Origin of the sequence: Gordonia rhizosphera NBRC 16068, from assembly GCF_000298195.1 — a bacterium.
GTDB classification, from domain to species: Bacteria; Actinomycetota; Actinomycetes; order Mycobacteriales; family Mycobacteriaceae; genus Gordonia; species Gordonia rhizosphera.
Map to the genome: position 1 here is coordinate 59,384 of NZ_BAHC01000151.1, position 15,085 is coordinate 74,468.

5 protein-coding genes are annotated in these 15,085 nt (G+C 69.4%); 3 read left to right on the forward strand and 2 right to left on the reverse strand.

Annotation, left to right across the window (positions count from 1 at the left end; all coding sequences use genetic code 11):
- Nucleotides 1-5 precede the first annotated feature (5 nt).
- Complete coding sequence (locus GORHZ_RS18895; RefSeq protein WP_006335812.1) at nucleotides 6-3,347, forward strand: arabinosyltransferase domain-containing protein; 3,342 nt, start codon at nucleotides 6-8, stop codon at nucleotides 3,345-3,347.
- Nucleotides 3,348-3,471: 124 nt separating this feature from the next.
- Here the strand turns inward: GORHZ_RS18895 and GORHZ_RS18900 are convergent, their stop codons facing one another.
- Together GORHZ_RS18900 and GORHZ_RS18905 are read right to left on the reverse strand one after the other, a co-directional pair.
- A complete protein-coding gene (locus tag GORHZ_RS18900; protein ID WP_040532473.1) occupies nucleotides 3,472-6,807 on the reverse strand; it encodes an arabinosyltransferase domain-containing protein in 3,336 nt (1,111 codons plus the stop codon).
- The gene (locus GORHZ_RS18905) at nucleotides 6,800-10,045 is read right to left on the reverse strand and encodes an arabinosyltransferase domain-containing protein (RefSeq protein ID WP_006335814.1); all 3,246 of its coding nucleotides are present in this window, start codon (nucleotides 10,043-10,045) and stop codon (nucleotides 6,800-6,802) included. Before GORHZ_RS18905 ends, GORHZ_RS18900 begins: the two co-directional genes overlap by 8 nt.
- A 127-nt stretch (nucleotides 10,046-10,172) precedes the next feature.
- Between GORHZ_RS18905 and GORHZ_RS18910 the strand changes: the two genes are divergently transcribed.
- Nucleotides 10,173-13,565 carry an arabinosyltransferase domain-containing protein gene (locus GORHZ_RS18910; RefSeq protein ID WP_006335815.1) on the forward strand — a complete coding sequence of 1,131 codons (3,393 nt, stop codon included), beginning with the start codon at nucleotides 10,173-10,175 and terminating at the stop codon, nucleotides 13,563-13,565.
- A partial coding sequence (locus tag GORHZ_RS18915; protein WP_006335821.1) for an arabinosyltransferase domain-containing protein occupies nucleotides 13,555-15,085 on the forward strand: 1,531 nt, incomplete at its 3' end. The genes GORHZ_RS18910 and GORHZ_RS18915, both read left to right, overlap by 11 nt.

The window sequence follows — 15,085 nt, forward strand, 5'->3', positions numbered from 1 at the left end:
TCTTTGTGCCAGCGCAGACCGTCCGACGAGCAAAGATCGTCGCCATCGTCACCGGCCTGCTCGGTTTCCTCATGGCGCTCGCGACACCGCTCATGCCGGTCCAGCAGACCACGGCTCAGATCTCCTGGCCCCAGGACGGCACGGTCGGATCGGTTGCGGCTCCCCTGATCGGCTACGTGCCGATCGACCTCGACGCGCATGTGCCGTGCTCGGCGGTGGAGCGGCTCGGCGACGGTGAGTCCGTACTGCTCTCGACGACCCCGAAGCAGGCCGACAAGTCGCCCGAGCGCGGACTGTTCATCCGCAAGACCGGCCAGCCCGGCGACCCCGCGGATCGGCAGACCGTCGAGGTGGTCAACCGCAACTTCCCACTCGTCTCGGCGACGCTGGCCCAGATCCGTGCGCAGGACTGCCGTGAGATCGCCGTGCACGCCGACTCCGACGCGGTGTCCGCGGAGTTCGTCGGCATGCACAACGACAAGGGCGAACCGCTCACCGGCACCACCGAGGGCCGCGAGTCGCCCACCTACGACGCCGATCAGCGACCTCAGGTCACCGGCCTGTTCACCGATCTGTCCGGCGACGCCGCGGCGGAGCCCGGCCTGAGTGCGCACGTCACCATCGACTCCCGCTACTCGACCGCGCCGACCATCCTCAAGTGGTTCGTGCTCGTCGTCGGGATCGTGTGCACACTGCTGTCGTTGGCCGCGCTCGCCGTCCTCGATTCGACGGACGGTCGCCGCCACCGCCGGATTCTGCCGAAGCACTGGTGGCACCTCAACGCACGTGACTACGTCGTCATCGGCGCGCTGATCGTCTGGCACTTCGTCGGGCCCAACACCTCCGACGACGGGTACCTGCTCACCATGTCACGGGTGGCCCAGGACGCGCAGTACACCGCCAACTACTTCCGCTGGTACGGCGCGCCGGAGGCACCGTTCGGTTGGTACTACCAGGTATTCGGGCTGCTGAGTCATGTCAGCGTGGCGAGCCCGTGGATGCGTCTGCCGGCGCTGGCGGCCGGCATCGGCGCCTGGCTCATCATCAGCCACGAGGTCCTGCCGAGGCTGGGCCGCGCGGCGATCACCCGCCCCGTCGTCGGATGGACCGCGGCGTTCGTGTTCCTGGCCTCGTGGTTTCCGTTCAACAACGGGCTCCGCCCAGAACCCATCATCTGCCTGGGCGCGCTCCTGACCTGGTGTTCGGTGGAGCGAGCCATCGCCACCGGCCGACTACTCCCGGCGGCGGTGGCCTGTCTGATCGGCGCGTTCAGCATCGCGGCCGGCCCGACCGGACTGCTCGCCATCGCAGCCCTGATCGCCGGGGCGCGGCCGATGATCCTCGCGCTGATCAAGCGCGCCAAGGTGATCGGCACCATTACGGACGGTCGAGTCGACCGGTGGGCGTACGTGGCGTTGGTGGCGCCGATCCTGGCGGCCGGCACCTTCGTGATCTTCGTGGTGTTCTCCAACCTCACGCTCCGGGCCTTCCTCGACTCATCGACGATGAAGACCGCGGTCGGCCCCTCGTTCCACTGGTACAACGAGATCGACCGGTACTCGTCGTTGTTCGAGTTCTCCGCCAACGGTTCCATCGCTCGACGCTTCGCGGTGCTGGCGATGATCCTCGCGATGGTCGTCTCGGCCGCGATGCTCATCCGGCGCTCCCGCATCCCCGGTACCGCGCTGGGTCCCTCTCGACGCATCGTCGGGATCACGTTCGCGTCCTTGGTCTTCCTGATGTTCACCCCGACCAAGTGGACCCATCACTTCGGTGTGTTCGCAGGCCTGGCCGCAGCCCTGGCTGCCCTCGCCGCGATCGCGGCGAGCAACGAATCGATGCACTCGCGGCGCAACCGGACGCTGTTCGCCGCGCTCGTCGTGTTCATCACAGGGCTGTCGTTCACCGCACCCAACTCGTACTTCTATTCCTCGGCGTGGGGGATGCCGTGGGGGGTCACGCAGGTCAGCTTCGGCGTCAACCTCGCGGATCTGCTTCTGTACGTGGCACTGGGTCTGCTGCTGCTGGCGCTGTGGTTCCACTTCCGGGAACCCTTCGCCGGGACCGACCCCGCCGATCCGGCACATCACCGGCCGCACTCCTGGTACCGGCGCGCCTGGGCCGCCATCGCGTCGGCGCCCCTGGCCTTCGCCTCCGCGGGCGTGGTCGTCTTCTTGCTGATCACCGCCGTGTTCGCCGGCATCCAGCAGAGTTCGTCGTACTCGGTGCCGCGGTCGAATCTGGAGGCGTTGGCCGGCAAGGAATGCGGTATGGCCGACAAGGTGTGGGTGGAATCCGATCCCAGCCGGTTCCTACTGCAACCGGTCGACGGCTCGATCGCCGATCCCCTCGCCGGACCGCCGACCGCACCACCGGACGCCACCCGTCCGGCCACGTCCGGCTTCACCGCCAACGGTATCCCGGTGGACCTCGAGTCGAGCGCCAGCGAGGGCTCGCTCGGCGTCCTCGCCGGTACGGCGGCCTCCTCCCCCGACGTGCTGACCTCCAATACCGGCGGTACGGGCGGCGGGATCGAGTCGACCGCGGGCGTCAACGGCAGCTACGCCGCGTTGCCGTTCTTCCTGGATCCGGCGGTGACACCGGTGATGGGCAGCTATTCCGCCAGCGATCAGGTTCCGTCCCAACTGACCTCGGCGTGGTACGCGCTGCCGGCGGACTACCGGGACCGCCCGCTTTTGACCTTCTCGGTGGCCGGGCTGTACGACAACCCGAACCTGCTGCTGGAGTACACGACCGACCCGGTCGAACCGGGCACCCGCGACGCGTCCCTGCACGCCACCGGGAGCACCGAGATGATCGACCCGGGGCCGCGGCCGTCGTGGCGGAACGTGCGCGTCACCACTGATTCCCTGCCCGAGGACATCACCGCCGTCCGCATCGTCGCGACCGACTACAACCTGTCGTCGGACCACTTCATCGTCGTCACCCCGCCGCGGCTGCCGGAGATGCAGACGCTGGAGGAGGTCGTCGGCCGCACCGATCCGGTGCATGTCGACTGGACGTCGGGACTCGTGTTCCCCTGCCAGCGACCGTTCACCCATCGAAACGGCGTGGCCGAGATCCCCAAGTGGCGGATCAAGCCGGGCGCCGATCTTGCAGCGGCGGTGTCGGCGTGGCAGGACTCCTACGGCGGTGGTCCCCTCGGCTGGCTCGAGGTGTCGCAGCAACCGAACTCGATGGCCACCTATCTGCAGGGCGACATCGGCCGGGACTGGGGTTCGCTGGAGCGATACACCCCGTACGGGGACGTGACCACGCTCGCGGACATCGAGACCGGCACCGCCACCCGCAGCGGATTGTGGAGTCCCGCGCCACTCAGATACTGAGGTTCTCAACCCGCTGGTCGAGTAGCCCCCAACCGCTGGTCGAGTAGCCGACGAGCCGCCAGGCGAGAGACCTACTCGATCAGCGGTTGCGGGCCGCTCGATCAGCAGTTGAGGAGCAGCAGAATCAGTTCTTGATCGCCCGCATCGGCCCGGGAGTCCAGAGTCCGCCGTGGACGTCGTCGGTCACCACGAGCTCCGCATCGACCTGCGGCACGAGCGGATCGAGGCGCTGCAAACTGCCCCAGTCCTTTGCCCAGTCGTTGCGCAGGTAGCCGGGCAGCACGACGGGGCGCAGCTCGTTCTCGACGATGCCGAGCGGACCGCCGTAGTCACCGGCCATCCAGCGGCGGGAGTTCACCCGCTCCCCCTCGGCGTCCGGGGTGATGCGCCACTGTGGGGTCTCCAGCACGCCGTTGATCGCCGAAGCGGGGCGCTGGCACGGGAAGGCGAAGGCCACCTCCCAGTCGAGGAGCACCGGATCCTCGCTGCCCACCAGCGAGTTCAGCGTCACCAGCGGTGTCACGCGGGGCGGGGTCACCGCCAGCCACTGGGCGGGATCGCCAGACGTGTCATCGGCGACGACACGGACGACCGTCGCGCGGGGCGGGGCCTGATCGAGCGGGAATCGGAGGTTGCGCCACTCGGGCTCGCCGCCGATGTCGAGCGGCACCATCGAGGCGACTGTGGTGACCCGTCCGTCGGGTTCGACCCGACCGAATTCGAGTCGCACGCGCTGCCCCGGGTGGGTCACGGCGAGTTCGTCGACGTACTCGATCTGCCCGGCCACCGACATCGTGACCAGCGGCTTGTCCTCACCACGCGGGGGTAGCTGATACCAATCAGAGGTCAGATGTCCACGGCCGGTGGGTGTTCCGTACGTCCCGAGCACGGGTACCCGGCTCTGGTCGAGCCCGAACGGCAGCCGGACCGACGACCCGTTCACACCCTGGGTGGTGGTTGTGCCGCCACCGGTGTCCGCCGACCCCGCCGAACCCGAGGGCTCGGACTGGGCCTGGGTGGGATCGGTCTGGGTTCGGTCGACCTGCTCGGTGACGTCGGTCTCGGATTGGCTCTCCAGGTGCGACGACACGCCGTTCGGATCGAAGCCGGTGGTCGCCTCCGCACCGGTCCCGCTGCCGCTCAGAGCCTCACCCGGGTCCGGATCGTTCTGTCCGGCGACGCGTGCGGGCCCCAGCAGACCGCCGTTCGGGTCGGCCTCGACGAGCACGGCGTCGGCGAGCGCGCAGGGCTCGCCGCGCATCGCGGCGATGTTGGAGCTCGTCCACGACCAGGCGCCACGCTGGGTCTGGATCGCCTTGCCGTAGGAGACGAACACGAACAGGAGCATCACCGCGGAGATGATCGCCAGCGAGTACGTCGGGATGCGTTGGATCAGAGAGGGGTTCGCAGCCGGTGCGGGCAGTTCGCCGCGTTCGGCCAGCCGGTCGTCGCGATAGTACTGCCACGCACCCCACCCCGTCAGCGCGACGGCGACGACGAGGATCGGGACGAAGAAGTGGATCCCGGCCATGTTCGGGGTGTCGTCACCCCACGGCATTCCGTAGCTGCCGACGTACCACCACTGGTTGCGGCCGGCGAAGGCGACCGCGAGGGCATACGCGCAGGCCGCCGCGACGAAGGTCCGGTTGCAGCGCCGCACCATCACCGACGGCCGCAGGAATGTGGTTGCCGCCGCGGCGAGTACACCGGTCAGGCAGGCGAAGGCGCCCATCTGGTGGGTCGCCTTGGTCGGCACGAAGGCGAGCACACCGACCGCCCCCGCGGTGACCGCGACGAGCCGCCACAGCGGTGCGCTGGGCACCCCGGGTACGCGCCGCTTGCCGAGCAGGATCAGCACGATGATGGCCAGCGACAGGAAGGTGACGAAGATGCCGAGACGTCGCGCGATCGAACCGTCCGGGGTCGGGTTGAGCAGGATGTAGTAGCGCATCCCCTCGGTCCACCACTTGTTGGTGGGCCCGACGATGCCCTGCACCTTGATGCCCTCGAGGATCGCGGCGAGCGGTTGGTCGGCGAAGATCTCGAAGAGCACGGCGAACCCGGCGGCGAGGATCGGCATCAGCAGCGCCGGCAGTCCGTCACGCTTTCGCCGTTCCCGAAGCCGTTTGAGCACCGGGCGGATCGCGGCCATCAGCGGCAATATCGCGATCGCGCCCGCCGGGTGGATGGTCAACGTGAAGGCGGCCGACAGGATGCCGAGCGTGAGCGGGAGGAGACGTCCGGTGGCGATGGACCGTTCGACCAGCGCCCACGTCAGCAGGATGCCGACGGTGAGCGCCGGTTCGACCCGCAGGCCGTTGTTGAACGGCAGCCACACCGCCAGGAAACCGAGCCCGGCCGCCCAGTACGCCGCCCGCGACGTCCGGACCGCCAGACCCAGCCGCGGCAGCGCGGCCCGGCTGATCAGGAACCAACCCGCGAGCGCGAACAGCAGCGGCAGCAACCGCAGCCACGGCGTGGCAGTGCTGACCTCCATCCACAGCGCCAGGTAGCGGTAGTGCCAGCCGAACGGGTCCTGCGGCGCACCGAAATAGCGGTAGTAATTGTCCAGATACCCGGCCCCGGGCGCGATGCGACCAACGGTGACCTGATACCCGTCGTCGGCGGTGTTGCCGCCGATGAACAGCCAGACGACCAGTACCCCGGTGACGACGACGTCGACCGGTTTGGGCCGCCACCAGCGTGCCGGCAACAACCGCGCCATCCGGCGGCCGTCCCGGGTGTCGAGGACGGCGAGTGCGATCATCGACGCGATCGTCGCGAGCACCCCGATGATCAGCAGCGCACCCTTGAGCGGTGTCGGGCTGGAGATGAAGCGGGTGTCGACGGTCGAGGAGTACGAGAGCCCCTCGGTGGACGCGGTCTCCGGCAGGTCGGTGTAGACGCCGATGATCTGCGGACGTGAGTTCGGGTCGTCGAGTGCGAAGCTCGGCTGGTCACCGGACTCGGTGACGAATCCCTCGACGGCGCCGCGGGTTCCGGTGGTATCCGCGTGAACCACGATGCGGCACTGCGGGTTCTGCTGCGCGGCGGCACGCGGGATGTTGAGCAGCACCGCGTTTCGCTGGGTGACCAGCAACCGGTCCGACGTGGCCCGGATGAAGAGCCCGACCGTGGAGGCCTCGGCACCGGATTCCGGCACCGTCGACAGGAGCACCCCGCCCGATGCGGGCAGGTCGGCGGCCAGGCCACAGGGCACCGCGATGTCCATCTCGACCGGCACGTAGGACACGTTGGGTGCGGCGACGTTGCCCACCACCCCGTTCTGCGGCCAGTGCAGTTCGGTCTTGGTGTAGCTCACCGGCAGCAGCGGCGCCAACAGGGCGAGCAGCACGCCGAGGGCACCGGCCACGATCGCGGTCCACTTCGCGATGCGGAACCTCCGGTCGGTCCTTGCGGTGTCGGTCATTTCGGGGTGCGTCATTTCGGGGTCAGTCATTCTGGGCCACCACCCTGATCGGTCCCCGCCGGGTCCAACCCCAGTCCGTCGTCGTCGAAGTCGTCACCGTCGCCGGCGCCGCATCCGGCGCCAGCGGTGACAGCCGCTGCAGCCCGCCCCAGTCGCGGTACCAGTCGTTGCGCAGGTAGGTCGCCATCGTGTCGGCCTTGCTCAACTCGTCGGGCGTGGTGAGGATGGCGCCGTTGATCGAGGCCTGCCAGGTCTTCGACTTGGAGTTCGTGGTGGTCTGGTCGGGAACGATGCGCCACTGCGGGATCTCGGAAACCCCGTTGCGGGTGGCCATCGGGCGTTGGCAGGGGAACTGGCTGCCGACGGAGAGATCGAGCAGCACCGGGGTCTCGGTGCCCACGACCTCCTGCAGGGTGTCCAGGACCGGCGCGCGGGGCGGCGTGAAGGCCAGCCACTGGTCGGGGCTGACGTTGTTGTCGACGGCGACGATGCGCATCGCCGTCGCATCCGCGGGCACTGCGGACATCGGGATGCGGAGATTGCGCCACGGCCGGTTCTGGCGTTCCGGCCCGGGGTCGATGGGCACGACGGCGGCACCGAGCTGTTCGAAGGTACCGTCCACCTCATGGCCGAACTGCACTTTCAGCGACCGGCCGAACGCGCCGACACCGTCGGCGTCGACCGAGTGGATCGGTCCGGCCGCGGTGATCACGATCAGCGGGGAGGCCGCGCGGTCAGGCAACCGGTACCACATCGAGGTCAGCTGCGCGGTGCCGTTGTCGTGTCCGTAGCTGCCGAGGACCGGCGTGGTCGCGGGGTCCAGCCCGAACGGCAGCGCCGAACCGGTGGTCCCCGGCGGCCCGCCCGACACCACGAACGGACGCGCCAGATTCCCGGAGGTGTTGATGGTCCCGGCGCCGAGTGACATCGGGTCGGGGGTGAGGTCACGGGCGACGCCGTCGGGGGTGAACCCGGTGGACTCACCGGCGAGGGCGCGCTCGGGATCGTCGGTGCCGATCGGCGACAGCGCACCGCGGTTCGGATCGGATTCCACCAGCACCTGATCGGCCATCCCGCAGGTGTCGCCGGTCAACGCCCGCATATTCGCATTGAAGGTCGTGTAGGTGTCCGAGCGGTCCACCGCAGCCCGCGCGAACAGGGCCAACTCGGCGACGACCACCAAGGCGGCGATGAGGAACATCGGCGCCGAGGACATCGCGACCTGCCACCGCGATCCGGTCCGCTCGTCACGTGTCCGACCGCGTTCGGCGTCGATGTCGATACGCAGGTGGAACCAGAGCGCCACCGCCAGAGCCACCGCGGTCAGTATCAGGAAGATCGTCGACAACGGGTGGCCGGCGATGCTCGGCGCCTTGTCGAACCAGGCGATGCCGAAGTCGTAGGCCCAGCCCCAGGCGTTCTCCCCGGCCGTCGACACCGCGCAGGCGAACATCAGCACCGCGACGTACATCCACAGGTTGCGGGGTGAGCGCCGCGCCGACTGGGCGACGGCCACGGTGGCCACGCCCGCCATCGCGGCGGCGACACCGGCGTAGATGCCGAACTGCACGGTCCATTTGGTCGGGGTGAACGACAGCAACAACACGGTCAGCAGGATCGCACCGATCAGACGCCACACCGGGCCCGGATCGACACCCCGGATGTGTTTGCGCCGCAGCATCACCGCCAGCGTGACGAACACCGCGACCAGCAGCAACAGCATCGGCACACGCCGCACCAGCGTCCCGTCCTGGGTGCTCAGCGAGAGGTAGTAGTAGCGCAGCAGTTCCTGATACCAGACCAGCGTCGGTCCGACGGTGTAGCGGACGCGGACCGCCTCGACGATCCCGGCCAGCGTCTGGTCGCGGAACACGACGATCACCACCACGGCGACCGCCGCCCCGATCGGTGCGAGCAGCGGCGCCAGCCCGTTCTCGGCGCGCCGTAGCCGCAGGGTCCGCAGCATCGGCCGTGACCCGGCGATCAGCAGCGCCACGGCGATGATCCCGTGCGGCGCCGTCGCCAGGGTGAGCCCGGCGGCGAGCGTGGCGGCCGCGGCCGGCAGCATGCGTCGCGTCGCCACCGCCTGCTCCACGCCCCACCAGGTGAGCAGCGAGCCGAGCACGATGATGCCCTCGCTGCGCAGTCCACTGGCCAGCGGCATCCAGAACGCGACGAACACGGCGGCGGCGGTCATCATCGCCCACCCGGACCGCCGGACCGCGCCCCCGAGACGCGGCAGCAGAACCCGACTGAGGATGAACCAGCTGACGAGTCCGGCGGCCAGCGCGGGCAGCCGCATCCACACGCCCGCCGTCGACACCGACGACCAGTGCGCGAGGAAACTGTAATACCAGTCGAACGGCGCCTCGGGAATGCCGAAGAAGCGGTAGTAGTTCGCGAGATACCCGGAGGAATCCGCGACCCGGCCCATGTTCAGGATGTATCCGTCGTCCGACGACCCGGCACCCAGGAAGTGCCAGACGACGAGCGCGGCGGTGACCACGACGTCGGCGGCCCGCGGGGCGAGGAGTCGGCGGAGGTCCAGACGGCCGACGCGACGGTGATAGCCGTGGATCAGGTCGAGGGCCGCGATGGCGACGAAGGTCACCGCCGCGGCGAGAATACCGACGATCATCACCAGCAGCTTGAGGATCGACGGGCTCGTCTCGAACCGGTTGTCGATATCGACGTGCACCGCGAGCGAACCGTCCTCGGCGGCTGCCGCCGCGATGCCGGGATCGAGGTCGGTGAACAGCCCCGCCACCTGGGGACGCTGTCCGGGGTCGGCGGTGGCGACACGGCCCGGGCCGACGAGCCGGGCCTCGACACCCGTGGTGGATGCCCGCACGTGCAGCCGGGAGCAGTCGGCGAGTTCGGCGCGTGTCGCGCGCAGCAGGTCGGTGCCGCGCAGGGTCACCGCGACGCCGGTGGCGTCGGTGGTGATCGACAGGGCCTTGGCGCGGGCGCCCGACGCCGCGTCCGGCATCGTGGACACGACGGTGGTGGACTCGTCGTCGGGGGTCTGCGCCAGCAGCCGGCAGCCGACGGTGATCTCCAGCCCCGTCGGGGTCTGCGCGACCAGGGGCGCGGTGACCGACGCGTCGGTGGCGCCGGACAGGTTCCGGCTCGGCCAGTCGATTGACGCCGTACGCACGGTGACCGGCAGCAGCGGTGTCAGTATCGCCGCGAGGATCGCGACGAGGCCGGCAACGGTGGCGATCGCAGCCCAGATGCGTGCCTTCGCCGGGCGAGGTGAGGAAGTCATCAGGATCTCGACCCTAGTATCGACACCCTGAAGGACGGAAAACGCTGCCGGACCGCGGTCCGCCGCGTGTCGGCGCGCCCGGTACTGGGCTAGGTACTCTCAGGGAAGTCACCTAGCATCTGACATCGTGCCCGTGACAGCCTCCTCCGCTGCGTCCGACGCCGCGAAGCCGACCGCCAGGGTCTCCGCCGGCACCGCCCGCACTGTCGCGGTCGTCGCCGGCCTCGTCGGCACCGTGCTCTGCCTGATCACGCCGTTTCTCCCGGTCAAGGCCACCGACGCCGCCTTCGACTGGCCACAGGGCCAGTCCCTGAGCGGCGCGAGCGCCGACATCGTCGCCCCCCTCGTCGCGCAGACCCCGCAGTCGCTGGACGCGCAGATTCCGTGCACGGTCCTCGCCGGACTCCCCGCCGACGGCGCTCTGGTGTTCGCGACGATGTCTCCGGACGCACCGAAGAGCAAGTCGTCGGCCCTGTATGTGACCGCCGGACGCGACACGGTCACGGTCACCTTCCGCAACACCGTGGCCGCCTCGGCGCGCCGCGACCGGCTCACGGACTGCCGCCGGCTGCACATCTGGTCGCAACCGTCGGGGCCCGGTGCCCAATTCGTCGGGCTCGGCCCGGCGACCCAGCTGCCCCCGGACAAGCGGCCCCAGGTGTCGGGCATCTATACGGATCTGACAAGCGCCCAGGCCGGCGAGGCGGCCGATGCCGGCATGCACGTGCACGTCCAGATCGACAACCGCTACGTCAGCTCACCGACCGTGTTGAAGCTGATCGTGATGATCCTCGCGGTGATCGCGGTGGCGGTCGCGTTGGCCGCGCTCGCGGTGCTCGATCGCATCTACGGTTATCACCGCCGCATCGGGCGGCGGTCCCGGTCGTTGGCCCGCTCACTGATCCCGAGGCCGACCGATGTCGCGGTCACCGTGGTGTTGCTGGCGTGGGCGGTCCTGGGCGCCGGCACCCCAGACGACGGCTACATCCTGAACATGGGCCGGGTCGCCGACTCCTCCGGGTATCTCGCGAACTACTACCGCTTCTACGGCATCCCCGAGGCCCCGTTCGACTGGTACTACAGCTTCCTCGGACACTGGTCGTCGATCTCGCCGAGCATCCTGTGGATGCACATCCCGTCCATGCTCGCCGGGCTGGCGTCGTGGTTCATCCTCAGCCGAGTCCTGTTGCCGCGTCTGGGCGCCGCGGTGAGGCGCAGCGGGTGGGCGATGTGGGCGGCCGCGACGGTCTTCACCGCGTTCTGGCTGCCGTTCTGTAGCGGCCTGCGCAGTGAATCGATCATCGTGCTCGGCTCGCTGCTCACCTGGTGGGGCGCCGAACGGGCCATCGCGACCCGTCGGCTGCTGCCGGCGGCGCTGGCCGCGATCAGTGCCGGCTTCACCCTGGCCTTGGCCCCGCAGGGTGTGATCGCGGTCGCCATCCTGCTCGTGTCGGCACGACCGCTGCTGTCCATCCTGCTGGATCGTCGTCGGGAGACCGGGCTGGGTGCGCTGCTCGCACCGGTGCTCGCGTCGGGCCTGCTGGTTCTCGTGGTGGTGTTCCGCGATCAGACGCTGGCCACGGTGCTGGAGGCGATGAAGATCCGCTACCAGGTCGGCCCGGTGATCAGCTGGCATCAGGAGTACCTGCGCTACTTCTTCCTCACGGTGACCACCGACGACGGGTCGCTGACCCGGCGTGTGCCGGTGCTGCTGCTGCTGGCCGCGCTGTTCGTGACGGTGGCGGTGATGCTGCGCCGCACCCGCATCGTGGCGGTCGATCCGGGGCCGACGTGGCGCGCGATCGGCGCGGTCGGTGTGACGCTGCTGTTGTTCGCGTTCACCCCCACCAAGTGGACGATCCAGTTCGGTGTGTTCGCTGGTCTGGCCGCGGCGCTCGCCGCGACCGCGACGCTCGCGGTGGCGCAGTCCGCGGCGCGGTCGGCCCGCAACCTCACGGTCTTCATCTCCGGGCTGTTGTTCGCCCTGGCCGCCGCCACCGCCGGCAAGAACGCCTGGCCGTTCGCCTACGAGTACGGCATCGCCTGGTTCGACCGGGCACCATCCCTGGCCGGCATCAGCGTGTCGAGCGTCCTGCTGACGCTGGCCGTGGTGAGTGCCGGGGTCGCGGTGTGGCAGCACCTGCGACTGGATTACGTGAAGAACAGGGGCCTGTCACACGGCGCGGACGGACCCGGGGAATCCGCCGCCGATCGGCGCAGGCTGTTCCTCGCGTCGTCACCGATCGCGGTGATCGCGGGGGTGATGGTGGTCGCCGAGGTGCTGGTGTTCGCGAAGGCCGCGGTCGAACGCCGGCCCGCCTACACCGTCGCCGCATCCAACGTGAAGACCCTGACCGGCGACGCGTGTGGGATGGCCGACGCGGTCCTGGCCGAGCCCGACCCCAACGAGGGCATCCTGGTGCCGGCGGGCAACGAGTCGGCGTCGGCCGCGCTGGCCGGCGAGGGGGGCGGCGCCCCCAGCGGGCTGGATGACACCGGCACCGGGAACGCCCCGGCAGCTTCTGTCGGCTTCACCCCGCAGGGGATTCCGACCGACCTGTACCCGACGGCCGGCACCGCCCGACAGGGACAGATGAACGTGGCGGCCAGCTTCTCCAAGCCCTTCGTGGTCCGGGGCGGGCTCGGCGCCGGCACCACCGGCGGCAACGGACCTCGCACCGTCAACGGGTCGACGGCGGCGCTGCCGTTCGGTCTCGACCCGGCGACCACACCGGTGCTCGGCAGCTACGGCTATCCCGGCGAGGCACGGTTGACCACCGGCTGGTACCTGCTGCCCACGCGCGACGCGTCACCGTTACTGGTGGTGAGCGCGGCCGGCGCCATCGCGACCACCGACGCATTCGGCGCAAGGGTGTTCGGCCAGAAACTGGTGATGCAGTTCGGACGTCCCGGTCCGGATGGCTCCTTCGAGCAGATCGGCCCCGGCGTCGCTCCCATCGACCCGGGCCCGGTGATCCCGAACCGTCCGTGGCGCAACCTCCGTGTCCCGATGTCGGTGGTCCCGCCGCGCGCGACCGTGGTGCGGCTCGCGGCCGTCGACAACAATCTCGATCCGGCGCAGTTCATCGCCGTCACGCCGCCACGGGCGCCGAAGCTGCAGACCCTGCAGCGCCTCGTCGGCTCCACGGACCCGACGCTGATCGACTTCACCGTCGGGGAGCAGTTCCCGTGCCAGCGACCGATCACGGTGACCAACGGCGTCGCCGAGGTGCCGCAGTGGCGGATCCTGCCCGACTATGTATCGGCGAACTCCCAGTCCAAGACGTGGATGTCGACCGCAGGCGGGGGATTGCTCTCGGTGTCCGAGTCGACCACGTCGGCGACGACGATCCCTACCTATCTGCGCGATGACTGGCATGAGGACTGGGGTGAGTTGGAGAAACTCACGCCGCTGACCCCCGATGCCGCCGCGGTACAGGTCGACCTCACCGACGAGACGCGCTGGGGATGGTCGCGCGTCGGTTCGATCAGGGTGGAGCCCCAATCCTATGACCAGTGAATCGACAGACCTCGCGGCCGAGAAGGGGCCGGAGCCGCGCCGTCCCGGGCGCCAACCCGACTACCGGATCGTGAAGATCGTCGCGGTGGTGACCGGGTTGCTCGGCGTCCTGCTGGCCGTGCTGACCCCGCTGCTGCCGGTGAATCAGACAACCGCCGAACTCAATTGGCCGCAGGGCGACGGTGTGTCGAGCGTCGCGGCCCCGCTGGTGTCCTATGTCCCGATCGACATGGATGTCGCGGTGCCGTGTGCGCTGGCCGCCGACCTACCCGCCTCGGGCGGCACGCTGGTCTCGACGCTCCCGGCCGGCGGACAGGATGCCGAGGCGCGGGCATTGTTCATCCGCGCCACCACCGACTCGCTGACGGTGAGTGACCGCAACGTGGTCATCCTCACCACCGATCGCGCGGCGGCGCAGGCGAATCCCGACTGTGCCGTCGTCGTCCATGCCGACGGTTCGGGCGTCCGTGCCCGGATCGAGGGCGTCACCGGTGGCCTGACCACCTTCACCACCGACGACCCGGACATGCGGCCGCAGATCGTCGGGATCTACACGGACCTGCCGGAATCCGCCTCACGCGACGGTCTGCGATTCCACGCGACGATCGACACCCGCTATGTCAGTACCCCGTCCGCGCTGAAACTCGCCACGATCGTCATCGGCATCCTCATGACGATCGCTTCGCTGGTCGCGCTCGGCTTCCTCGATCATCGCGATGGCCGCAGCCACAAGCGATTCCTGCCGGCTCGGTGGTGGACCGTCCGCCCGCTCGACGTCGTGGTGTTCGGCGTGTTGGCGGTGTGGTGGTTGATGGGCTCCAACACATCCGACGACGGGTACAACTTCACCGTCGGACGCATCACCGGCGCGGCCGGCTACGCCGACAACTATTTCCGCTACTTCGGTGTGCCGCAGGACCCGTTCGGCTGGCATTACCAGGTGATCGCGGCGATGACGGACGTGAGCCTCTCGGCGCCGTGGATGCGTCTGCCCGCCTTCGCGTTGGGTCTGCTGGGCTGGTGGCTGATCAGCCGGGAGGTGATCCCCCGCCTGGGCCGTGCGGTCCGTAACAGCACCCCGGCGATGTGGTCGGGGGCGTTCGTGTTCCTCGCGATCTGGTTGCCGTACAACAACGGTCTGCGTCCCGAACCGGCCGAGGCGATCGGGGCACTGCTGACCTGGTGCTGCGTCGAACGCGCCATCGCGACGCGACGGTTGCTGCCGTACGCGGTCGCGGTCGTCACCGCCGCGTTCACGCTGGCGCTCGCGCCGGGTGGGCTGATGGCGGTCGCGGCGCTGCTCGCCGGCATCCGGCCGGTGGTCAAGACCATCGTGACCCGTCGCAAACGCGATGGCCTCGCGCCGATGCTGGCGCCGATCCTGGCCGCGGGAACCGCGGTGCTGTTCGAGATCTTCGCCGACCAGCCCCTGATGGCGCTCGTCGCCGGCAACAAGGTCGCCACCGACGTCGGACCGACGTTGGAGTGGTGGTCGGAACCGGTGCGCTACTACTACCTCG